The organism is Bradyrhizobium erythrophlei, assembly GCF_900129505.1.
GTDB classification, from domain to species: domain Bacteria; phylum Pseudomonadota; class Alphaproteobacteria; order Rhizobiales; family Xanthobacteraceae; genus Bradyrhizobium; species Bradyrhizobium erythrophlei_D.
This window is the reverse complement of sequence record NZ_LT670818.1, coordinates 8,050,781-8,072,113: the sequence shown is the minus strand read 5'-3', so window position 1 is coordinate 8,072,113 and position 21,333 is coordinate 8,050,781. Positions and strand designations below refer to the sequence as shown.

24 protein-coding genes and 2 tRNA genes are annotated in these 21,333 nt (G+C 61.5%); 15 read left to right on the top strand and 11 right to left on the bottom strand.

What is annotated here, in order from left to right:
• Window positions 1-54 precede the first annotated feature (54 nt).
• Window positions 55-411 carry a hypothetical protein gene (locus B5525_RS38070; RefSeq protein ID WP_079571210.1) on the top strand — a complete coding sequence of 119 codons (357 nt, stop codon included), beginning with the start codon at window positions 55-57 and terminating at the stop codon, window positions 409-411.
• A 72-nt stretch (window positions 412-483) separates the two neighbouring features.
• On the opposite strand, the gene B5525_RS38065 is transcribed toward B5525_RS38070, so the two are convergent.
• Complete coding sequence (locus B5525_RS38065) at window positions 484-738, bottom strand: hypothetical protein (RefSeq protein ID WP_079571209.1); 255 nt, start codon at window positions 736-738, stop codon at window positions 484-486.
• A gap of 167 nt (window positions 739-905) precedes the next feature.
• On the opposite strand from B5525_RS38065, the gene B5525_RS38060 reads away from it, so the two are divergent.
• From B5525_RS38060 to B5525_RS38045, 4 genes are all read left to right on the top strand, one after another.
• A complete protein-coding gene (locus B5525_RS38060) occupies window positions 906-1,142 on the top strand; it encodes a hypothetical protein (protein ID WP_154073698.1) in 237 nt (78 codons plus the stop codon).
• A gap of 1 nt (window position 1,143) precedes the next feature.
• Window positions 1,144-1,335, top strand: coding sequence for a hypothetical protein (locus tag B5525_RS38055; RefSeq protein ID WP_079571208.1), 192 nt, complete (start codon window positions 1,144-1,146; stop codon window positions 1,333-1,335).
• A gap of 247 nt (window positions 1,336-1,582) precedes the next feature.
• Complete coding sequence (locus tag B5525_RS38050) at window positions 1,583-2,293, top strand: outer membrane protein (RefSeq protein WP_079571206.1); 711 nt, start codon at window positions 1,583-1,585, stop codon at window positions 2,291-2,293.
• A 253-nt stretch (window positions 2,294-2,546) separates the two neighbouring features.
• Window positions 2,547-2,702, top strand: a complete 156-nt coding sequence (locus B5525_RS38045) for a hypothetical protein (RefSeq protein ID WP_244567722.1) — start codon at window positions 2,547-2,549, stop codon at window positions 2,700-2,702.
• A 171-nt stretch (window positions 2,703-2,873) separates the two neighbouring features.
• On the opposite strand, the gene B5525_RS38040 is transcribed toward B5525_RS38045, so the two are convergent.
• Complete coding sequence (locus tag B5525_RS38040; protein ID WP_079571204.1) at window positions 2,874-3,128, bottom strand: hypothetical protein; 255 nt, start codon at window positions 3,126-3,128, stop codon at window positions 2,874-2,876.
• A gap of 572 nt (window positions 3,129-3,700) precedes the next feature.
• Between B5525_RS38040 and B5525_RS38035 the strand changes: the two genes are divergently transcribed.
• From B5525_RS38035 to B5525_RS38025, 3 genes are all read left to right on the top strand, one after another.
• On the top strand, window positions 3,701-5,128 hold the full coding sequence (locus tag B5525_RS38035; protein WP_079574332.1) for a B12-binding domain-containing radical SAM protein: 1,428 nt from the start codon (window positions 3,701-3,703) through the stop codon (window positions 5,126-5,128).
• Window positions 5,129-5,250: 122 nt separating this feature from the next.
• On the top strand, window positions 5,251-5,631 hold the full coding sequence (locus tag B5525_RS38030) for a hypothetical protein (RefSeq protein ID WP_079571202.1): 381 nt from the start codon (window positions 5,251-5,253) through the stop codon (window positions 5,629-5,631).
• Window positions 5,628-6,497: an alpha/beta fold hydrolase gene (locus B5525_RS38025; protein ID WP_079571201.1), complete on the top strand. Its 870-nt coding sequence runs from the start codon at window positions 5,628-5,630 to the stop codon at window positions 6,495-6,497. Before B5525_RS38030 ends, B5525_RS38025 begins: the two co-directional genes overlap by 4 nt.
• 35 nt (window positions 6,498-6,532) lie before the next feature.
• On the opposite strand, the gene B5525_RS38020 is transcribed toward B5525_RS38025, so the two are convergent.
• From B5525_RS38020 to B5525_RS38010, 3 genes are all read right to left on the bottom strand, one after another.
• Window positions 6,533-9,076: an ATP-binding protein gene (locus B5525_RS38020; RefSeq protein ID WP_244568118.1), complete on the bottom strand. Its 2,544-nt coding sequence runs from the start codon at window positions 9,074-9,076 to the stop codon at window positions 6,533-6,535.
• A gap of 422 nt (window positions 9,077-9,498) precedes the next feature.
• Entirely contained in the window at window positions 9,499-10,680 is a 1,182-nt protein-coding gene (locus B5525_RS38015) for a hypothetical protein (protein ID WP_079571197.1), read from the bottom strand.
• 87 nt (window positions 10,681-10,767) lie between these two features.
• Entirely contained in the window at window positions 10,768-11,988 is a 1,221-nt protein-coding gene (locus tag B5525_RS38010; RefSeq protein WP_172900053.1) for a phospholipid carrier-dependent glycosyltransferase, read from the bottom strand.
• Window positions 11,989-12,857: 869 nt separating this feature from the next.
• Between B5525_RS38010 and B5525_RS38005 the strand changes: the two genes are divergently transcribed.
• Window positions 12,858-13,109 (top strand): hypothetical protein, encoded by a 252-nt coding sequence (locus B5525_RS38005; RefSeq protein ID WP_244567721.1) that lies wholly within the window; start codon window positions 12,858-12,860, stop codon window positions 13,107-13,109.
• A gap of 155 nt (window positions 13,110-13,264) precedes the next feature.
• Here the strand turns inward: B5525_RS38005 and B5525_RS48085 are convergent, their stop codons facing one another.
• Window positions 13,265-13,474: a DUF6894 family protein gene (locus tag B5525_RS48085; protein WP_425305235.1), complete on the bottom strand. Its 210-nt coding sequence runs from the start codon at window positions 13,472-13,474 to the stop codon at window positions 13,265-13,267.
• Window positions 13,475-13,621: 147 nt separating this feature from the next.
• Between B5525_RS48085 and B5525_RS38000 the strand changes: the two genes are divergently transcribed.
• Window positions 13,622-14,373 (top strand): IS5 family transposase gene (locus tag B5525_RS38000; protein ID WP_154073696.1). Its coding sequence is split into 2 segments (ribosomal slippage): window positions 13,622-13,958 and window positions 13,958-14,373, totalling 753 coding nucleotides; the frame shifts between segments, so codons are not numbered across the junction.
• A 33-nt stretch (window positions 14,374-14,406) separates the two neighbouring features.
• Here B5525_RS38000 and B5525_RS37995 read toward each other — a convergent pair.
• The 3 genes from B5525_RS37995 to B5525_RS37985 all read right to left on the bottom strand — a co-directional run bounded on the left by B5525_RS37995 (window position 14,407) and on the right by B5525_RS37985 (window position 15,875).
• Window positions 14,407-14,586, bottom strand: a complete 180-nt coding sequence (locus tag B5525_RS37995) for a hypothetical protein (RefSeq protein ID WP_079571194.1) — start codon at window positions 14,584-14,586, stop codon at window positions 14,407-14,409.
• Window positions 14,587-15,118: 532 nt separating this feature from the next.
• Window positions 15,119-15,193 (bottom strand) — tRNA-Thr (locus tag B5525_RS37990).
• Window positions 15,194-15,365: 172 nt separating this feature from the next.
• Window positions 15,366-15,875: a hypothetical protein gene (locus B5525_RS37985; RefSeq protein WP_079571193.1), complete on the bottom strand. Its 510-nt coding sequence runs from the start codon at window positions 15,873-15,875 to the stop codon at window positions 15,366-15,368.
• Window positions 15,876-16,079: 204 nt separating this feature from the next.
• On the opposite strand from B5525_RS37985, the gene B5525_RS37980 reads away from it, so the two are divergent.
• From B5525_RS37980 to B5525_RS37965, 4 genes are all read left to right on the top strand, one after another.
• Window positions 16,080-16,886 carry a dienelactone hydrolase family protein gene (locus B5525_RS37980; protein WP_079571192.1) on the top strand — a complete coding sequence of 269 codons (807 nt, stop codon included), beginning with the start codon at window positions 16,080-16,082 and terminating at the stop codon, window positions 16,884-16,886.
• 101 nt (window positions 16,887-16,987) lie between these two features.
• Window positions 16,988-17,683 (top strand): urease accessory protein, encoded by a 696-nt coding sequence (locus B5525_RS37975; RefSeq protein WP_079571190.1) that lies wholly within the window; start codon window positions 16,988-16,990, stop codon window positions 17,681-17,683.
• 164 nt (window positions 17,684-17,847) lie between these two features.
• Window positions 17,848-18,342, top strand: a complete 495-nt coding sequence (locus B5525_RS37970; RefSeq protein ID WP_079571189.1) for a hypothetical protein — start codon at window positions 17,848-17,850, stop codon at window positions 18,340-18,342.
• Between the two features lie 39 nt (window positions 18,343-18,381).
• The gene (locus B5525_RS37965; RefSeq protein WP_079571187.1) at window positions 18,382-18,852 is read left to right on the top strand and encodes a hypothetical protein; all 471 of its coding nucleotides are present in this window, start codon (window positions 18,382-18,384) and stop codon (window positions 18,850-18,852) included.
• A 159-nt stretch (window positions 18,853-19,011) separates the two neighbouring features.
• Here B5525_RS37965 and rlmB read toward each other — a convergent pair whose 3' ends face one another.
• The gene (rlmB, locus tag B5525_RS37960; RefSeq protein WP_079571186.1) at window positions 19,012-19,839 is read right to left on the bottom strand and encodes a 23S rRNA (guanosine(2251)-2'-O)-methyltransferase RlmB; all 828 of its coding nucleotides are present in this window, start codon (window positions 19,837-19,839) and stop codon (window positions 19,012-19,014) included.
• Between the two features lie 204 nt (window positions 19,840-20,043).
• On the opposite strand from rlmB, the gene B5525_RS37955 reads away from it, so the two are divergent.
• A tRNA-Tyr gene (locus B5525_RS37955) sits at window positions 20,044-20,129 on the top strand.
• A gap of 113 nt (window positions 20,130-20,242) precedes the next feature.
• Here B5525_RS37955 and B5525_RS37950 read toward each other — a convergent pair.
• Entirely contained in the window at window positions 20,243-21,160 is a 918-nt protein-coding gene (locus B5525_RS37950) for a LysR substrate-binding domain-containing protein (RefSeq protein ID WP_079571184.1), read from the bottom strand.
• Between the last annotated feature and the right edge of the window lie 173 nt (window positions 21,161-21,333).

The following is a 21,333-nucleotide window of genomic DNA, read 5'->3' as shown; positions in this document are numbered from 1 at the left end:
CGAACATTGCTTAAGACGACATGGGGTGGGTTTTGACATTCAGGAGCGTGGCACATGAAGCGCATCGTGTTTGGTCTGATCCTAAGTCTGGTGGTTGCTTGCGTTGTTGGCGGCGTAAGGGCGCGCGACCTTGATGGCCGCTACGCCAATTCACCGCTCAAACCCTGGTTCGATCATCTGGCGAGCGGTAAGGGATTGTGCTGCTCGATGGCGGATGGCGAAAGCGTCGCGGATCCCGATTGGGAATCCAAGGACGGTCATTATCGGGTTCGCCTCGAGAATAGCTGGGTCGACGTTCCCGACGATGCCGTGATCACCGAACCTAACCGTGCGGGGCGTACGATGGTTTGGCCGATCCGTTTCGACAATCAGATATCGATCCGGTGCTTCATGCCGGGCAGCATGACCTAGGGAAGTCTGAGCCCGCGTCAACGCGAATTGGTCCGTCAGCTACGGGGCGGACCGTTTGATGTTGCGGTGCGCTCAGTGGTCTTCCGTCAGGATGAAGACCGCTCCGCTCAAGGTCGCGCCGATCGCGAAGGTCAGAACGAGGGTGCCGACAAACACGGCCGTCGCCTCGGTTCCGCCATGCGCAATCAGGGTCGCAATTTCAGCGGGATCGATGAGGACCAGCATCAGCGCGAAGCCAGCACCCATCGCCGCGCCCATGGCCGTGTGACACACCAGTCTCAGCAGCCCCGACGGGCTAGCCAACTCCGACGGTTTTTTCGTCCGCATAGGCGTCTCCGCGGCCTGTCGCCACGAAAACGCCGCAACCGATGCCCGGTTCCCTGGCATCCGGATCATTGAGGGTGCCGCAGGTGAACCGCAGGCCAAGAGGGCTTTCAGGCGGCGTTCAGGTCCACTTGGCCATGATGACCGCGTGTTTGATTGGAGTTGAGCCCGTGAGCAATCTCTTGTTCTTCCGCCGTTCCCTTGCCTACCGTCACACCGCGCTCGAGATCATGCGCAAGGCGCGCGCGATGCCGCCGGGGCCGGAACGCCACGCCGCACGCCGGTTCGCGCGCGCGCTCGGCGAACTGGCAAAAACCGAGGCTTGGCTGGAAGGACAAGCGCCGCACTGGCGTGCCGCTGCTGACGCGCGCGAGCGGCCGGGGCGTGCCCTCGGTTCCCGGCGCTGACATGGCCGACCGCCGCAATTGTCCCGCTCAGGTCCGGTCGTTCGATGCCGGGAGTTTCGAGCGCTGTCCGCGCTGTCAGGGCTGGCTCGATCGAAGCGATCCGCTTGCTGTCGCGGAGCATCGCGGGCCATTGCCGCATCCGGTGCCGGATCCTCGAACCGCCTGGGCCGACGAGGACGACGAAGCCTGCTGATCAGGGGGGCGGGAACCGCGATCACTTTTCAGCGAGACTTGAACCTCGCCGCAAACGGCATGGACGGAACCATAGGTGTAGAAATGCTTGCCTTTCGGGCAAAAAGTCGTTCGCGTAGAACAAAGGGCCATTGTTGCTGCCCCGTCACAGTTGCGAACCATCACAGCTCCGGCACCGCCGCGGAGCAACCAAATTGGCGCCATGTTGTTTGAATTGATCTGACTACGACACTCACGGGGATCCAGTTATGAAGAAATTTCTGCTCGGCGGAGCTGCCTTTATCGCATTCGCGGCTCCCGTGTTCGCGGCTGACATGCCTGCGCGTACCTACACCAAGGCTCCGGTCTATACGGCGCCGCAGGCGGTCTATGACTGGACCGGTTTCTATATCGGCGGCCATATCGGCGGCGCGTTCGCGGGCAATAACAGCCTGGAAGGAAGTGGCGGCCGGTTCCTGGGCGGCGTGCAGGGCGGCGCCGACTACCAGTTCGCCACCAACTGGGTGATCGGCGCGGAAGCTCAGTACAGCTGGTTGGCCAACAACAACAATGGCGCGGTCTTCCCGGGCGGCACGCTCGTGACCACCAACAACAACCAGCTCGGCTCGGTGACCGGCCGGCTCGGCTACACCTGGGGTCCGGCACTGCTCTACGCCAAGGGCGGCTACGCCTGGCGCGACAACCCCAATGTCGGCGTGAGCGTCGGTGGCGTGCCGGCGGCTTTCACGACCGATGGCAGTCACAAGGACGGTTACACCGTCGGCGCCGGCCTCGAATACATGTTTGCGCCGAACTGGTCGGCAAAGGCCGAGTACCAGTATTACAATTTCGGCAACACCACCTTCACTAGTGGGCCGGCTCCGATCGTGGGCTCCCGTTTCCGCGACGACGAGCATACCGTCAAGGTCGGCGTCAACTACCGCTTCGGCTGGGGCGGCCCGACCGCCCCGCGTTACTGACGCAGTTGCGCTTGCATGATACGGGAAGGCCGGCCTCGCGCCGGCCTTTTCGTTTTCCCGGCGTGGGCTATGACCGTGCTTCGGGGTAATCGAAAAATAATTCTTACCGTCTAGGGAACTTGCGCCCGTAATCGGCTATTATGGGCTTGCCGGTTGGTGGACGATGAAAATGCGTGTCTGGTTATCAGTTTTGTTCTTTTCCGCTCTTACCTTGCCGTGCCCTGCCCAAAACATCCTGAGATCCGAGCCGCTGGTGCTAGCGCCCTATGAGATCGCCTATGTGCAGGATGCTTCCTGTCCTGCCGGGAAGGTGCTCAAGGTCACCGGCGTGATCAGGGGCTTGCATCGCAAGAAGGCTTGCGTGACGCTCGCTTCCGATCAGGCGTCGCTGGCCGTGGCGACGCCGTAGGGTAAGACGCACAAGCCCGTCATTGGGTCTGTCGGGGAACACCGGGTCCCATAACAACCGGCGCTGCTTGCCGGCAAATGGCATCTCCCCACGGTAGTGAAACCACAAGACCCGGCGCATGGGGTCCCGGCGCTCGCCGAAGGATGCGGGGAGGGCGGCGGAATTGTCCGTTCACGAGTTCAGCTGGAAATCCTGCTGCTCTTCGCGCTCGGCATCGGCCTGGTTTTGGGCCGGGTCTTCGTGCGGGTCCGGCCGGCAGGGCCGGATTTCGTAGTCGTTGTCCAGCACCGGCCGCGGCGCCGGTCTGTCATCGTCGGACATGACGTCAACCACCAGGCCGCTTTTCCGGGCGTGCTTCCAGACGTCCGCCTCGGTCGGATAGGCCTTGCTCAGTTTGACGTCATTGCTGAACAGCGCGTAGGGCATTGGATCTCTCCGCGGAAACACCTCCCAACGCGCCGGACAGCGGCAGGGTTTCAGCCCGGCCGCGGCCGGTTCACGCGCAATTGAAGGCTTGTATCCTCGTTTTTCCGGCCGTTTCGGGCCGAGTCTTGCGGGTTCGGGCCAGGAATCCCTGAGTCGTAAACGAGTCCTGAATCGAACGAAAAATAATCCCCGAGACTCACCGGCTAGAATCGCCGGATGTTTTGGCCGTCATGGGAACGACCTTCAAATCATCCGGCGAGCGCGTGCATGTGGCGCTGACAGTGGCGCTGCTGGCGGCATGCGCGGCGAACCTGTTGCTGGTGTGCTCCTGGCTGTAGATGCGGACGGCTGGCACGCGCCGCGCACCCCCGGGCGCTTGGTCCGGGACCGGACTCAGCTAGCCTGAAATTCCGGCAGACTTCCGATCCGCGCCTGCAACCGATGAAGGACGCCTGAGTTGAGTGTTCTTGAGCTGAGTTTTCTTGGGCCAGCGCCGCAAGCTGTCATGAGTCCGACTTGCATGGCCATGCCGCGCCTTGGCGAGGCGCCCGTTCAGGCAACAGGAGGTTCTCGTGCGTACTCGCGTCATCCATCTCATCAATCCCAAGACCGACTCACTGACGACCCGCCCGATCTATCTCAATCGCGCGCTGTATTCTCCGCTTGCCGGCTTGCTCGCCGTCGCAGCGGTGATCCCGGGCGACCGATACGAAGTGGTGCTGACGGACGAGAACATCGAGACCATCGATTTCGGGCTGAAGGCCGACCTCGTCGGGATTTCCGCGATGACGAGTTATGTCAACCGCGGCTATGAAATCGCCGACAGGTTTCGCGCCAGCGGCACCCCGGTCGCGATGGGCGGCGTCCACCCGAGCTTCATGCCGCAGGAGGCGCTTCAGCATTGCGACGCGGTAGTGATCGGCGAAGTCGAACTCGTGATCGACAAGCTCTTGGACGACCTCGAGCATGGGGCGATGCGCGGACTTTACAAGTCCGACGTGCTGCATCCGATGGCCGGGATGAGAATGCCCCGTTACGACCTCCTGAAGAAACACCGCTACGTCAATCGCACCTTTGTCCAGACCTCGCGCGGCTGTCACCAGGGCTGCACCTTTTGTGCCGAACCGCTGATGAACGGCCTGAAGTTTCGCTATCGCCCCGTCGACGAAGTGATCGAGGAGATGGAGAATTGCGGATCGCGCACCATCTCGATCAATGACGCCGATTTTTTCGGCACGCCGGACCGGCCGAAGGAAGTAATGCGCGCGATGCGGGGGCGCGGACTGCAATGGCAGGCCGGTGTTACCTCGAAGCTCGCGCAGGATGACCGGATGCTCGAACTCGCAGCGCAAAGCGGCTGCACCATGCTGAGCATCGGTTTCGAGTCCATCTCGCGGGAAACGCTGAAGAGCGTCCACAAGCACGTCAACCGGCCGGAAAACTTCATGGCGCTGGTCGACAAGGTGCATTCCTACGGCATCTCGGTGTTCGGCCTGTTCATGTTCGGATTCGACAGCGACAACACCTCGGTGTTCGGTGAAACCGTCGATTTCAACGTCGCGGCGAGGTACGACGCCTGCGCCTATTCGGTGCTGACGCCCTATCCCGGCACGCTCACCTGGTACGAGATGAAAAAGGCCGGCCGCGTCGTGTCCTTTGACTGGACCATGTACGACCAGGGTCACGTGGTCTACCAGCCGGCCGGAATGTCGGCGGACGAATTGCGGCTCGGTCAGAGCAGCGCCTACGAGAATTTCTATTCCAAGTCCTCGATCGCCAGGCGGTTTCCGCTGCGCGGCGCGCGGCATCGCGCGCAGTGGCTGATCTACAATCTCTTCATGCGCAAGGCCTCGCAGACCGAGAACATCGAATCGATCGCCCCACCCACGGCCGAACCGGAACTCGCGCCGATGCCCCCGATCCTGCCGGTGAAGCGCGAATGGCGCGCCGCGGTGCTGGAGGCGGCCGACGGCCCGAGGAGGATTTCCGAGCGCGGCTAGTGCGCCACGGCTTCGCGGCGTGGAGGTGATTGACGCCGCGCCGATCCCGGCATCATATCCGGCAAAAGCGAGGCCGCCGCGAGGCGCTCGACCTTGCGGATATGGCGGGCGGGAGGCCCAGGATGATCGAGACGCTTCCCCAGCGGGTCAACGGCGACGAGGCGCTGGTCCGGCGCGGGCGCTTTCTGACGACGACATTCCTGCTGGAAGTCGGCCCGACCTCCTGGATGATTTCGATCTTCGAGGGTCGGATCGTGTCGGTGGCCCGCGGACCGTTCGTGATGCCGTCGTCGTCGTTCGCGCTGCGCGCGCCGGAAGAAGAATGGCGGAAATTCTGGAGCAAGCGGCCGCCGCCCGGCTCGAACGACCTGATGGCGCTGATCAAGCGGCGCGTCCTGAAGGCCGAAGGCGACCTTCAAATCTTCATGGCCAATCTTCGCTACTTCAAGGAGGCGCTCGCCAAGCTGCGCGCCGGGGGCGCCAAAGCGGGGGTCGAGGCATGAGCGCGCGCTTCGAGCCGATCATCGGCCGCTACATGCATCTCGATCTGTTCGGGCGCACACACCGCATCTATGTCGAGCAGGCAGGCGAGGGCACGCCGCTGCTGTGTCTCCACACCGCGGGCGCCGACGGCCGCCAATACCGGGCGCTGATGAACGACGAACGCATCACGCAGCGCCACCGCGTGATCGCCTTCGACATGCCCTGGCACGGCAAATCCTCGCCGCCTGCCGGCTGGCACGATGAGGAATACCAACTCACCTCGGCGCACTACACCACCATCATCCTCGCGATCATGACCGCGCTCGAACTCGACCGGCCGATCCTGATCGGCTGCTCGATCGGCGGGCGCATCGCGCTGCATCTGGCGCTCGAACACCCCGAACGCTTTCGTGCCATCATCGGCCTGCAGGCCGGTGCGCATGTCGATCCCTATTACGACCTGAATTTCCTGCACCGCCCCGACGTGCACGGCGGTGAGATCGCTGCCGCCGTCGTTTCCGGACTGGTCGGACCCGATGCGCCCGATCACGAGCGCTGGGAAACGTTGTGGCATTACATGCAGGGCGGCCCCGGCGTCTTCAAAGGCGACCTCTATTTCTACAAGCTCGACGGCGACATCCGCGACCGCGTCGCGCAGATCGACACCAGCCGCTGTCCATTGTTTCTGTTGTCGGGCGAATACGACTATTCGTGCACGCCGGAGGAAACGCTCGCCGTCGCCAGGAGCGTGCCCGGCTCCGAGGCGGCCATCATGAAGGGGCTCGGCCATTTCCCGATGAGCGAGAACCCGGCGGAGTTTTTCAACTATCTGCTGCCGGTGCTGGAGAAGATCGGGGCAAGGGGATCGTTGGTGGCCGCGAAGTAGCCCCGGCCTCAAGCGCCCGGGCAAAGACGGTGGGATCAGGGGCTTTCGGATTCGTGCAGGATCGATCGCAGGCGCTGCGCCAGGTCTGCCCGCCGGAACGGCTTGCGGATGAACGGAAACTGTTCCAACGAACGGTGTCGTTCCAATACATCCCCGGCGTAGCCCGAGGTGAGCAGGATCTTGATGCCCTTGCGCAGTCGCCTCGCTTCGTGGGCAAGCTCGACACCACTGATTCCGCCCGGCATCACGATATCGCTGAGCAGGAGGTCGAAATTCTGGCATTTCTCGAGCATCCGGATGGCCTCCGCACCGTTCGGCGCGGAACGCACGCGGTAGCCGAGCTTAGTCAGCATCCCCGATGTCACCTCCAGAATGTCCTCATTGTCCTCGACGAGCAGGATGCGCTCGGATCCTGCCGGGACGTTGTCCAGGTCTTGAACGGCTTTCGCCGGGGCATTCGGCTTTCGCGTGGCTGCAGGCAGGTACAGGCTCATTGTGGTCCCCACTGCCGGCGTGCTCTCGACGGTAACGTGCCCTCCGGATTGTCGGGCAAAGCCGTAGACCATGCTGAGGCCGAGCCCGGTACCCTTGCCGGTCCCCTTGGTCGTGTAGAAGGGCTCGAAGATCCGGTCGCGTACTTCGGGCGTCATCCCGCAGCCGGTATCCTTGACGGACAGCCTGACATACCGTCCGGACGCGTTTCCGGCGACGGCGCATTCATCCAGAACGACATTCTGCGTCTCGATCTCGAGGATGCCGCCATCCGGCATGGCGTCGCGCGCATTGAGCACGAGGTTGAGAAGGGCGACTTCCAGCAGCGCCGGATCGACAAGGCACAGCCACAGCCGCTCTCCGCTTCGCAGTCTCACCTCGCACTTTGCTCCGACCGCCTGGCGGATCAGCCCCTCGAATTCCGCAAGGCGCGCATTGGCGTTGACCAGTTCCGGGTTCAATCTTTGCTGCCGGGAAAAGGACAGAAGCTGGGCGGTGATTTTTGCTCCCCGATCGGCGGCCCGGCGCGCGGTCGCGGCGAACTGCCGGACCCTGCTGCGGCCCGCCATGTCCTCGATGAGCTCCAGGTTTCCGGATATCACCGCAAGTATGTTGTTGAAGTCGTGAGCGACGCCTCCGGTGAGCTGACCCACCGCCTCCATCTTCTGGCTCTGGTGGAGTTGCTCCTCGGCGAGGCGTCGTGCCTCCACGGCGTATTTGTGCTCGGTAATATCCCGGAAGTAGACAGCGATGCCCTGGTCGGAGGGGAACGCATTGAGCGAGTACCAGATTTGGCGCTGAGCGCAGAGCGCTTCGAACGAGGCCGGGCGCCCATCCAGCATCGCCGCCCGAAGCAACCTGAGCGCTTCCGTGTCGGCCGCGTCCTCGAACGCCTCCGAGACGTCCATACCAATGACGTCGCGTCCTCTGGAGAGCTGCATGCTGGCCCGTTCATTGACGTAGCTGACGCGCCAGTCCTTATCGATGATGAGCACGCTGTCGGTCGTGCTCTCGAAAATCGTCGTGATCCGGGCCGCGGCATCCTCGGCCTTCTCCTTTGCCGCATATAGTTCGTGCTCGCGGTGCTCCAGCGCATCGGCCATGATGTTGAATGCGTCGGCGACCCGGCCGATCTCGGACTTTTCCCGAATATTCACACGTTGGGCGAATTCGCCGCGCCGCCATTGGTTCGCGGCATCGACCAGCAGGCCGAGCGGCCGATGGATGAAGCGTCGGGCGCCCAACGACGTCAGCAGCAATACAAGCGCCGCGCTCAGCACGATAAGGAAAATGTCGCGCCGCGTACCGTGCTGGATCGTCTTGAACGCCTGGGCCTTGTCGAGGCCATAGCTGACGAGAAGTCCTCCGGAATCAGGCCCCATGGGGGCGAAGCCGACAATCCGCGCCACACCGTCGAGGTCGAGGATCTCGGCCGCGGTGCCATGGTCGAGTTTCAGGTATTCGTCGGCGGCCATTTTCTTGCCGACGAACCGGCTGTTATGGGGGGAGCGGGCGAGGCACGTTCCGTTGCGATCCGTGATGACGAGTGCGGCTCCCTCCGGAACGCCCTTCTCGGCAATATAGCGGGCGAGCCAATCGAGGCTGAGAGCCGCAATGATGACGCCGTCAAGGCGGTCATCGTCGCCGTAGAACGGCAGCGCAAACTGAATCACGTTCTGCGGCACCGACAGGCCGACCGAGAATTCCCCGACGGTAAATGCCTGGGTCTTCAGCGTGTTGTTAAAGTAGGCCCGCGCGGAGATGTCGACAACGCGATGCTCGGTGTTGCTGTCGCAGAAGGTCCGGCCATTGAGGTCAGCCACGAGGAAGGTCAGGAAGCCCGGAAACCGCTGCTTCATCGTGGCAAGGTAGGCATTGCAAGCGTTGCTGTCGCGCGCCTTGATTGCGGGAAGTTCCGAGAGCGCGACAAGGACCTGATGGATTCCCTGAACGATCTGCTGCTGTTCCGCTGCGGCGAGCTTGGCCAGGCTCAATGCCTGGTTCTGCAGCTCGACCTGGCGCGCCGCCCGCAATTCGAACTCGTTATAGGCCTGGATCGCGATCGCCGGCAGCAAAGCTACCGCCACCAGGACGAATAGCCGTGATAAAAGGTTCACCTCTCGGTACCCTCGATCCCTGTCATGCGCGGCCCGCTGAAGGGCCGATGCAACGCTGGCGTCGATCAACGCCAAATGGTCGTCGACCGCTCTGAATTCCGGCCACGATACGAACCTCGAGCAGGATGTCCCCGGGCCTCAGCCGCGGACGATGCAGGCGCCATGTTGCAACTCGGTGTCGCCGGCGAAGAGCTTCGTTACGGTTGTAACACGCCGGAGGAGACCATCGCGGGACCGGGAGCGCCGGTCGGTCGAACGTCGGCAAGACTAGCTCTGGGGAATCGCCCGCACGATGTCGCTGGCAGCCGGGCCAGCGGCGCCGGCTGACCCTTGCCGTTCCATGTCGTTGGCTCGGGTGGCGATTTTCGTTTCATGGAAACGCGGGGTCCGGCTTAGTAATTTTTTGAGCCGCTTTCATAACGGCTCAGTGCCAATCGGCCGAGCCGCATGGTCGCTACAGCAGCAAACATGATCATAAAGGGCTCGAGCGGAAGTCGATAACGCAATGAGCCGATGAAGATCATGTGAATTAGCGTCAGGTAAGCTCCCCAGGCGAGTATCGGCGCTATTCGGGTGTGTTCCCGCCATCCCCAAACGATGAGATAAATAGCGGAAAGAATCAGCACCGGAACGAAGCTTATAAGTGAGGCGACCACATAAAGATGAGTTGCATAGTCTTGCACGTAGGGCCACAGCCGCCAGAACCGCAGGAACTTGAGACGAGCGAGTTCAAGGAAACGTTGCGGGTTTTCGGCAACGTAGGACATGCCTGCGTTCCACATTGCCCGGTCACGGGCAACCGGATCAGCGACACCATCCAGAAACTTCTCGTCGAAGTCCTGCCCGGCGATGCCGCCGCCGGTTCGGTTAAGCGGATTGTTGCCGGAATAAAATACAAAGCCTGAGGCAAGATCGAGCCGGACAAAGCTGCCGTAGGCGCGATAATTGTGCATCCACCAGGGCGACATGAGCGCAATGTAAACGATCGAATAGACAAAGAGGTTACGGACAACCGACATAGTCGGTAGTCGATGAATGACCACCGCAAAATACAATATGAGAAACGGAACCAGTAGTTCGATGGATGGCCGTGTGAGAATTGAAAGCACGATGAGGACAGCGGCAATGCCGAACGAGCCACGATACCAGCACAAAAATGCGCCGAGCAGCAGCGCGATGAACAGGCTCTCGCTCAGTCCGACGACCGCGTAGAAAATGAAGTAGGGATAGATCGCAATCATAAAAGCGGCCAACAGCGCCGCTGCTTCATCAGCAAACACCGCCAGGACAATGCGATGTATCAACCAAACCGCAGATGTGGACAATGCGATGTCCAGCGCCAATTGTCCCCAGCCTGCTCCGGTCAACCCTACCAGCGCCGGATAAAGCGGCATCCAGTAGGGTGTGCCTAGCATACCCGACGACCATAAGTCGCGCCCGGCCTGCCGATAGCCGACGGCATCGGGAAAATTCTGGTCGGGCAGAAGATATGCGGCGGTCAGCCTAAGGATGATCGCAAGAACGAGTATGGCGGCAAGGAGCGTGCGGTCGAAACGCGCAGCGGGCGACGTCAAGGCCGGGCCATCTCGACTCCAAACAATCAGGCAGGTTGACAAGAATTATATAGTCGGATCGAAAACTGTTGATCCCAAGGCGCGAATTCATGCCCGGCGCAAACCGATGCCTCGCCAAACCAGTCTATCGGATATGAAATCCTTCGGCGACTGCCCGCGAGCAAGGACACCACTTGCCAAAGCGATCAGAAGCGGATCGAGCGGCAAGCGATAGCGCGCCGTGGCGTGAAACGAAAGATGAATTGCCGTGAGGAAGATGATCGGAAGCCAGAGCGGCAGAAGAACCCTCCAGCGAATCCTGGAGTAGGTGAGCGACAACAACGCGCCGATCAGCATGATCGTCACCACCACGTCGGAAACAATCCGCTGCAGCTTGCTGTAGTTGAGGTCGCTGGGGGTAAAGAACCGTTCTGCACGATCGACGTCGCCGCGCAGCCACGCCAAAGGATGGGTCCGAATATAATCGAGTGCCGCTGATCGCATCGCCTCGTCTTGCTCCACCGGATCGGTGATATGCGCGAACGGCGCCCAAGGCGCGTATTTCGACCAGTCGAGCCCGTATTGCTCGAATTGTTCGTTGTTTTCCAAAATCATCGTGATGCCCCCGGCCAGATCGAGACGGACGAAGCGGTGGTATTTCGTGTAATTGTGCAACCACCACGGCGACATCAGCGCGACGTAGACGAGAGCGTATATGCCGAGACGTCTTCCGATTTCGCGAACGGAAGGGCTGCTTTGCGTCGCGAACGTGGCTGCGGCGATAATCACCGGGAAAAAGAGATCCAGCGAGGGCCGCGTCAGGTTGGCGAGCGTGAATGCGAGTGCGGCGGCGAGGACGTGGTTTCGATAGAGCGCAACGAGACCCGACAGCAGCAGAAAAATGAAGACCGTCTCTGTCAGCCGGAAAGTACTGTAATAAATCAGCATCGGATGGACCGCCATCATGGCGGCGGCGACCAGCCCGGCAGACTGCCTGCGCCAGATATCGGAGGCGATCCGGTATCCGAGATAGATTGAGATCGTCGAAAGGACGATCTGAAGAACGATGACTCCGTTTGCGCCGGCGATGTGAATGAGGAGGGGGTAGAGCGGCATATAAACGATGGTTTTCATCGTGCCGGTAGCGAACAGAATGTCCGCTTCCTTGAGGTAAACAGTCGCATCCGGCGAATTGATGTCCGGATATTTCAGCCACCAAAGGCAACGCAGCGCGAGACCCAGGCACACGATGGCGAAGAGCGGAAAGCGTCCGAGCCCGATGGCAAGCCGAGCAGCCGCGGCCTGAAGGCTGCGGGGTGGTTCAGGCACGGAAATTTGCGGCTGGTTTGAACTGAGCATGGGCGGGGAACCAATCATACAACCTGCCCGCGATCAACCGAAGATCAGCCGTTGTTCGTGCTACGATCGAACCGGTCGCCGGTACTGAGTCGCGTCTCGTGCGGCAAGGTGCGGAGTGGATCGAACTTCGTCCGAGAATGGTGCCGGTTGAGTGCTTCACTCAGTCCAGCCGACAGCATCCCGTTGAAATCATTAGCTTCGGAATCTAGTCCGAATCAGGGAAATCCATAATCCCGACGCGCCCTAGGTCAAAGCGCCGATAGGGCAGGGCATTCCCAAAGAAACGGCCTCAGTGCGGGGGGAGCAACTGAGGCCGTCGTTGGGGCGTGCCATGGGGGCTGGATAATGGCACGGACATGTAAGCGAGCAGGAAGGAAATCGTTCCTTTAGGAATCGCGGTGGCCTCACGGTTTCTGTGGCCACGCGGCAACAGGAGCTTTGTTCCTGCATCGGAACCGCGCATTTCAATTTACGCGGTCCGCAGCGTGCCCTTAACTTTTCTCACCCGGGGCTGGGTAGGCATTCTTAAACATTCAATTTTCGAACCCGGTCAGCCGCAGTGCGTAAATGCCTGCGGCTTTTTGCTGCGCAAACGGCGACGAATGCCCTAATCCGCTGGCTGCGCGCTGGTTAAGTAACAACGGGCAGGCCAGCGAGGGGTCTACGGCAAGTATCGCTCCCAACTTACAATCCATCTGCTAGAAAATCTACCCCATAGGGGGGCATGTAAGAGGTGCAGTGTGGTAGGAGCAAAAACCGCATGGTCCCACCGTACGCAAAAAGCCAATTCCAAGTTTTTCAGAAATATCGATAGATTAAACAGTTTAAGGACTCCAATTATGCTCCGCCGACGCACGCCGTTGGCCAAAGCGAAAGTTACAGGTCAAGACAAGAATCACGCGAGCCGTTTCAAAGACCGCCGCGAACCAAAATCAAAAGGGCCGCTCGGTAGCCCACCGAAATGGATGGTCAAGAAGCATCAGATCGAAGCGTGGAAAACTTTCTCTGATGAGTTGCCTTGGTTGAACCACTTGCACCAGGCATTAGTCTGGTATCGCTTCGGAGATTCGCGGCAAGCTTATTGGCGGTGACGAAGTAAGCGTGAACGGCCTCAACCTTCTTCGGCTATGTCTCGGCCAAATGGGCGCAACACCAACCGACTCCAGCAAGGTGGCCTTGCCTGACGACGAAGACGCCCACGATCCTGTCGACAAATATTTCTAGTACCTTCCTCTGGCTCTTTTGCTTATTGGCACGATACCGGGCATTCGAAGACTGTATTGCCGTGCTCATCAACGACGCGAACGAAACTTGATCCGAAGAAGTCGCCGCCCGTCCTCAATTCGTCAGCAAGGACCTTAGCGTGACGTTTTGCGGATTCAAGCGTGGGCAGACGACGTCCCAGTTCATCGGGATACAGTTCTGAACCACCAACGATGTGAAAGAAGTAAACCATCGCGTCGCAATAATGCGAGCGATGGCTGGCATCTAGTGACAAATTAGTCAGTTAGTGACAAATAATTCAGGTTTGGGCTGGGGTCTGTTGAGATTCAGGATTCACAGATTGGAATGGCCGTGATTCAAGCTCCGAAAGGAGTTTGGAATGCACCGATTCGTTTTGACGGACGCTCAATGGGCGAAGATGGAGCCGCTTTGTTTGGGCAAGGCCACGGACCCTGGCCGCACAGGGGGTGACAACCGTTTGTTTCTCGAAGCTGTGCTTTGGATCGCGCGCACGGGCAGCCCATGGAGAGATTTGCCGCCGACGTTCGGCAACTGGAATACGGTGTTCAAGCGCTATCGCGATTGGGTGAAGGCCGGCGTTTTCAAGCGGATTTTCGATGCCGCATCGGATGATCCGGATATGGAGTTTGCCATGGTCGACGCGACAATCGTCAAAGTTCACCGCCACGCGCAGGGAGCAAAAGGGGGACCAAAAATCAGGCCATCGGCAAGTCGAAGGGCGGCTGGACCACCAAAATCCTCGCGCTGACCGACGCGCTTGGGAACCTGGTGCGGTTCATCCTGCTCCCCGGCCATCGCTTTGACACCGTCGGCGTCGCGCCCCTGATCAAGGACCTCGAATTCGGGGGCTTGATCGCTGACAAGGCTTTTGATTCCAATTGGATCATCGAAGACATGAACGAGCGCAAGGCGAAGGTCGTAATCTCGCAGCATCAAAGGCGCGCCAAGCCTCTCGACATCGACAAGGACATTTACAAATGGCGCCACCTGATCGAGAACTTCTTCGGCAAGCTGAAGGAATTCAAGCGCGTAGCAATGCGATGCGACAAGACAGACAGCAGTTTCGAGGCGATGATCTACCTCGCCACCGCCGTCATTCATTCCAGGTGAATCTCAACAGACCCTTGGATTAAAATGTGTCCATTACCCCCGTGTGCTCAGCGATATCCCATGCGTGGCAGCCATCACGCTCGTAGCGCCGGGCGAACGCTTCAATGCCTTGGCGATTTTCTTCACGCCCTGTTTGTCTCGGGCCATTGTTTTTAGCACCCGATAGTCTTCCTTCGACCACGCGCGACGAACTGCTGTTTTCTTCTTGGCCAATTTTGATTCCTCTTTATGGGAGTCGAGCGTTTGGCTGAACGGCGTGCGCTCTCGGCAGACGCGCGCCGCGATAAGGTAAAGATCACCGCTCAGATTGCGACGTGCCAGCGGGGTATAGAGAATCTAATTGGGGCCGTTGAAAAGGGCACTCTGGAGCCCGAAGAGATAGCATCGCTGCTGCAACTTCAGCGCTCGGAAAAAGCCCGGCTACAACGCGAACTGGAATCTGCGGATGCACTGGTCGTGTCCATCGATTTTCATCCGACAGCGATCAAGCGCTTTAAGCAGAACTTGGAGCAGATTTCAGGGTCGGGAGGCCATATAGACGCGCAAGTCGCCGCCAGTTTTCGAGAGCTTATAGATAGCGTCGTGGTGATGGCTAGGAAGCCGGGGGAGCCGTACCGGCTCGAAACCCGGGGTCGCCTGACAGCTTTGATTGGCGGGCCCGGTGGGGCTGCTACGGCGGCGGGCATGGCAAAGCCGGGGACTAAGGCAGGCCCCATAGTGAAGAACTCAGTGTCGGCTAAACTGGTGGTGCCGGTTGAGAGGATTGAACTCCCGACCTTCGGTTTACAAAACCGCTGCTCTACCGCTGAGCTAAACCGGCATATTGCAGAGATCAGGCATGGTCGAAATCGAGCCCGCGATTCCGCCGATCTTGCGGCCGGTCGAATACCAGACTTGCCGGCAAAGGGCCAGAACCTCCGAGGGCAATCCCGGCCCCGCAGGAAAAAAGGCGGCCTCGCAGCCGCCTTATTCGTTTTCGTTACGCAAAGGGCTTATCGGCAGAGATGCCGACGGCCGTCCTCGCCCTTGAACCATTTGCCGGGCTGGCAAACGAAGCCGTTGCGCTCGGCGTAGCTGCGAGTGTCCCAGCCGCTGTTGTCATAGCGGCCGCTGTTGTCATAGGCGTAGGCATCGTTGCGGAAGGGGGCTGTGGCGATGGCGCCGGCGGTGCCGATCGCGCCGCCTACGACGCCGGCCGCGGCATCGCCCGGCAAGAAGCCGGAATCGTGGCGGCGGTTGTCGTTCCAGCTGTCGTGCCAGCCATTGTTCCAGGTGTTGTCGTTCCCGTTGGCGGCGCGGTTTCTGTCGACACCATGGCGATAGGCCATCCGCCGCTGATCACCGTTGCTGGTATAGGGATTTCCCGGCCCCAGGTTCTGGCAATTGGCGTTTGGATGAGCGCAACGGCCGGGATTGTCGATCACCCGCTGCGCCATCGCGGGTCCCGCCAGCGCGGATGAAAGAACCATGGCGGCCGTAGCAAGAAGTGCGAATTTCGTCATGCGTTTCTCCCTTGCTGTAATCCAATCCAAAGGCTAAGCGCCGGCAACTGAGGACGTTCCAAACGTTCCTCACGCAGGATTCAAACAGATGTGATGGCGCCGCCGCTTCTCGCTTTTTGCGATGTTCCGGATCCGGCCTTGTGCGCGCCGCGCAGCGGTGGGAAGTTCCGGTTCCAGCTGTTTTGAAACCCGGCGATTTTCGCAATGCATGATCAGGACATCGATTACCGCAGCGAGGCAGTCACGTTGCGGGGGCATCTCGCCTTCGACGAAACCGCCGGGGACCCGCGGCCGGGCGTGCTGGTGTTTCACGAGGGGCTGGGACTGGGCGACTTTGCGATCGCGCGGGCGCGCAAGCTGGCGGAACTTGGCTATGTCGCGTTCGCCGCCGACATGTTCGGCGACCGCCGGCAGGCGCACAGTCTGCAGGAAGCGACCCATCTGGTCGGCGGCCTTCGCAACGATCTGCAAACCCTGCGCGCGCGTGCGCGTGCCGCGTTGGTGACGCTCGCCGCGCTGCCGCAGGTCGATACAAGCAGGCTGGGCGCGATCGGTTTCTGCTTCGGCGGCTCGGTGGCCCTCGAGCTTGCGCGCGACGGCGCCGATCTTGCGGCCGTCGTCAGCTTTCACGGCGTGCTCACCAACCAGATGCCGGCGGTGCGCGGCAAGCTGACGGCCCGCGTGCTGGTCTGCACCGGCGCAGACGATCCGCTGGCGCCGCCGGAACATATCCGGGCATTCGAGGAAGAAATGCGCAGCGCCGGGGTCCAGGACTGGCAGGTCGTCAGTTACGGCAACACGCTGCACGGTTTACCAATCCGACGGCGGATGGTTCGATCATGCGCGCCGCGCTCTACAACGAGACGGCCGACCGCCGCTCCTGGGCATCGATGCGCGGCCTGTTTGAGGAGGCCTTTCATACCTGACGGGTCAGGCCTGAATATTGCAAAGGCAGTCATTGGTGTAACATCATTGCGAGCCAACGGGTCGGCGCGTAGCGCCGCCCGATGATAAACTCCGCGAAGCAATCCATTTCCCGGCACAAAGAAAGAGCGGATTGCTTCGTCGCTTTCGCTCCCTCGCAATGATGAGCGGTAAAGAACAGGGCACACATGTTTGGAATTCTGGGGCTTGGATTTCTGCTCGGCATGCAGCACGCGCTCGAGGCCGACCATGTCGCGGCGGTGTCCTCGATCGCCGCCCGCCGCACCGACATCTCCGACATCGTCAAGCACGGTCTGACCTGGGGGCTCGGGCATACCCTCACCCTGTTCGCCTTCGCCGGTGTCGCCATCCTGCTCGGGCACGCCATCCCCGAACATTTCGCGCAGCCGCTCGAGACCGCCGTCGGCATCATGCTGGTCGGCCTCGGGGCGCATGTGCTGTGGCGGCTGTGGCGCGACCGCATTCACTTTCATGCCCACGGCCATGGCGACGGCACCGTGCATGTCCACGCCCACAGCCATGCCGGCGAAACCGTGCCGCATGCCCGCGCCGCCCACGCCCATGCGCACGGTTTCCGCTGGCGCACGCTGCTGGTGGGATTGATGCACGGCATGGCCGGCTCCGCGGCGCTGTTGGTGCTGGCGGTATCGCAGGCCTCCAGCGCGGTGGCCGGACTCGGCTATGTCGCGCTGTTCGGGATCGGCTCGATGGTCGGGATGGGCGCGCTCTCGGCGGCGATTGCGGTGCCGCTCGCGGTCTCCGCGCGCTGGCTGACCTGGGCCAATGGCGGACTGCAGGGCGCGGTCGGCGTGATCACGATGTCGATCGGCGTGCGCACCATCGTCGCGACGGTGTTTGCGTAGAGCTCGATCCGGCGCCCGCCGTTAACATTTCCTGAGCGCGATTATCGGCAATTGAGCGGGCATAAACGCTTGTGCGTTAGGCTTACCCGAACTTTGGCCTACCCCTTTAACCTCTGGGCTGGCCCCTTCGGATAGGTTGTCCGGAGTAATCGGGACCTGCAACAATGCGTACTGGGCTGGCACTGGCCATTTTGATCGGAGCGACCGCTGCGGCTTGGGCCGACACCGCGCCCGTTCTGGTCATTCCCGGCCGCCCCGGGGTTCCCATCATCATCAACGGCATCGACGCCTCCTATGCGGTCGTCGAGGGCGATTGGGGCCTCAGCAAGAACACGCATGTAACGCCGACTGTCTATGGCGGGCGCTACGTCGATCCCTTGCCGAATGTCGGCCATTATTATCCGAGCAGCGGGCACCTGCCGGGCTATGGCCGCCTCGAAATCGAACCGCCCGCCAACCGCAAGCTGCCGCAGCCGGCGGAGAGCTACCACGATTCATGGTCGGCGCATTCGACCCCACAGGCGCCGCAGCCGCAGGTTCCCTTCTATCCGCCGCCGGTCATTCTCGCTCCGCAGGGCGGCGACCTCGGCATACCCGGGGACCCGGCAGGCCCGCACTGGGATCCCGGGCATCGAAAGCCCCGCAGAGTTCCACGCTAGAGTTATGCCAACGAAAAAACGGCCACAGGAGAGGGTATAATGCGTCAGACGATTTCAGGATTGGTAGCGGCGTTCGCCGTGATGGTTGCTGGGGCTGCGCCCGCGATGGCGTGCGGAGGCGGGCTGTTCCAGGGTTCGTGCTCGCCGTGCGGACAGGCTTATGTCGAGCCGTGCGCGCAGCCTCAAGTTTACCAGCCGCCGGTCTACGTTCCCCCGGCGCCGGTCTATTCCGGCTGCAACACCTGCGGCCGCGGCTGGGGCTATGAGCGGCTGGTCGAGCCGGAGACACAGTATTATGCCGCCCTGATGCGGCACCAGTATTACTACGTGAACCAGGGCCCGACCTATACCGGCCCCGGCGATTTCGCGCCTCGTCCGACCTATTATGAAGGCGCCTACGGTCCGCGCGTCTACGGCCACCGGGCTCACCCCTATTACCGTCATCACGGCTACGGCTATTCGACGCATCCGGGCTACCGCTACGGCTACGCTCATCACAGCATGCACTAAGGCATGCCGCACCACTACTACGGCTATCGCGAGCATGTGCTCCGCCGCTATTATTGATCTCAGCGCCTAAAAGGCTTAACTCGAGACATCATCGCCCGCTCGCATCCCGCGAGCGGGCGATGATTTTTCTCATATCTTTTCTTTCCTTGGCGTTTCGAGTTATCCCATCAGTCCGAGCCGGCTGGCGCCGATGTAGAGCGCCAGCACCGCGGCATTGGAGACGTTGAGGCTCTTGATCTCGCCGGGCATGTCGAGCCGCGCCACCACGCCGCAGGTTTCGCGCGTCAACTGCCGCAGGCCCTTGCCCTCGGCGCCGAGCACCAGCGCCAAAGGCTGCCGCAACGCCACGCTGCCGAGATTTTCGCCGCCCTGGCTGTCGAGGCCGACGGTCAGAAAGCCCCGGTCATTCATTTCGGTGAGGGCGCGGGCAAGGTTTTGCACCGTGACCAGCGGCACCAGCTCCAGCGCGCCCGAGGCGGACTTTGCCAGCACCCCGGTTGCCTCCGGCGAGTGGCGCGCCGTGGTGACGATGGCCTTGACCGCGAACGCCGCCGCCGAGCGCAGGATCGCGCCGACATTGTGCGGATCGGTGATCTGGTCGAGCACCAGCACGATGCCGGTCTCGGGCAGGTCTTCGATGTCGGGCGAGGGCAGGGGATCGGCTTCCGCCAACAGCCCCTGATGCACCGCGTCCGGGCCGAGCCGCTGGTCGATCAGGGCAGGCCGGACGATTTCCGGGGTGAGCGGAATCGCGATATTTTCGTCCGCCAGCCGCCGCGCGGCGTTCTCGGTCAGCATCAGCTTGCGGATGTGCCGCTGCGGATTGGCCAAGGCCGCAGCCACGGTATGCCAGCCGTAGAGAATCACCGGGCCGTCGGGACTAGCCTCGCGGCCGCGCCAGGCCGGCCGGCGGCCGGATTCGCGCTGCTTTTCCCGGCCTTTGCCGCCGCTGCGCCCAAAATGCTGTTTCCGCTCGCGATCGCTCATGGCAAGCTTCTGTCACGGGTTCCGAATAATGGCAATTTGAGCCCCTCGGCGGCCCGTTTTAGCGGCCGGCCTTGGTTGACTTTGGAGGGCGGCTTCGCCCATAAACGCGCCGACCGGGCGCCCGTTATCGGGCCCCCGCGTTTCAGCGTCATCCACGGCCTTCCTGCCGCCATTTCAGCGGGTGGGCCAATGACGCTGTTGAGAGGGGAAGTGTCCCGAGTGGCAAAGGGAGCTGACTGTAAATCAGCCGCCTCATGGCTTCGAAGGTTCGAGTCCTTCCTTCCCCACCAGCCTTCGCTCGCGAAGCGAGCAAGGCTGCCGCGCCGAAGCCCGCAGGGCGAAGGCGGGCGTTGGGCGCGAGCTCCGAAGCCTTGGCATCCGTCGGTATCGGCCACCACCGCCATCAGTTTTGACCCACAGGCCGCCCGCTCAGTTCGCTTAACGCCTGTTGCATAACCTCCACCAGGTCCAAAGCCACCGGCGAGGGACTGCGCTGCGCTGGAAAAACGGCGGCGAATTCGAAATCGATCCGCGGCAGGAAGCGGCGCACGACGACGCCTCGGCCCTCGAACTCCTGCGCCGTGAAGGGATCGCAGATCGCCACGCCGAGTCCCGACGACACCATCCCGCACATGATCTCCGACAGGTTGGCCTCGACCCGCAGGACGCGGCGAACGTCATCGCGGTTGAAGGCCTGGTCGATCAGATGGCGACTGGTCGATCCCGCCGACAGCGATACAAAAGCCTCGCCCTCGAAATCGCGTGGCTCCAGCGTCGCCTTGGCTGCAAGCCGATGGCCGGCGGGCAGAACTGCAACGCGCGGCAGCGCCGGCAGCCGCACGCTCGGCAGGCCGGAATGGGCGATCGGCACCTCGGCGAAACCGATGTCGCACTGGTTGTTCAGCACCCAGTCGATCACGAGCGGCGAGATGACGCCAAAAAACGACAAATTGAGGTTCGGCCGCTCCTTCAGGAAACCGCCTGCGAGCCGCGGCAGGTAGCCGTTGGACAGCGCCGGCAGGGCCGCGATCCGTAGCGTACCGGTCCGGCGGCCGCGGATCTCTTCGGCCGCTGCCGCGATGCGTTCGAGCCCCACGAAAGACCGCTCGACTTCCATATAAAGCGCAGTTGCGGATGCCGTCGGTGCCAGGCCGCTGCCGCGTCTTTCGAATAGCTCCATTTTGAGTAGCGCCTGGAAATCGCGCAGCAGCCGGCTTACGGCCGGCTGCGTCACAGCCATCAGCTTCGCCGCGTCTGTCACGCTGCCTGTCAGCATCATCGCGCGGAAGGCTTCGACCTGCCGCGAATTAATCCGAACCATGCCCCGTTCCCATCCATAACATTTCGGCATGTGGAGCGTGCCATTATTAATTGGACGACAAAAGTGTTAACTGCGATCTTTTTCATCAAGGCTGGATTTAGCCAGTTTTTTGGGCGGAGCCGGTCGGAGCGAGGCGGTAAAGACCAAAATCTCAAGCGGACGATAATGACCAA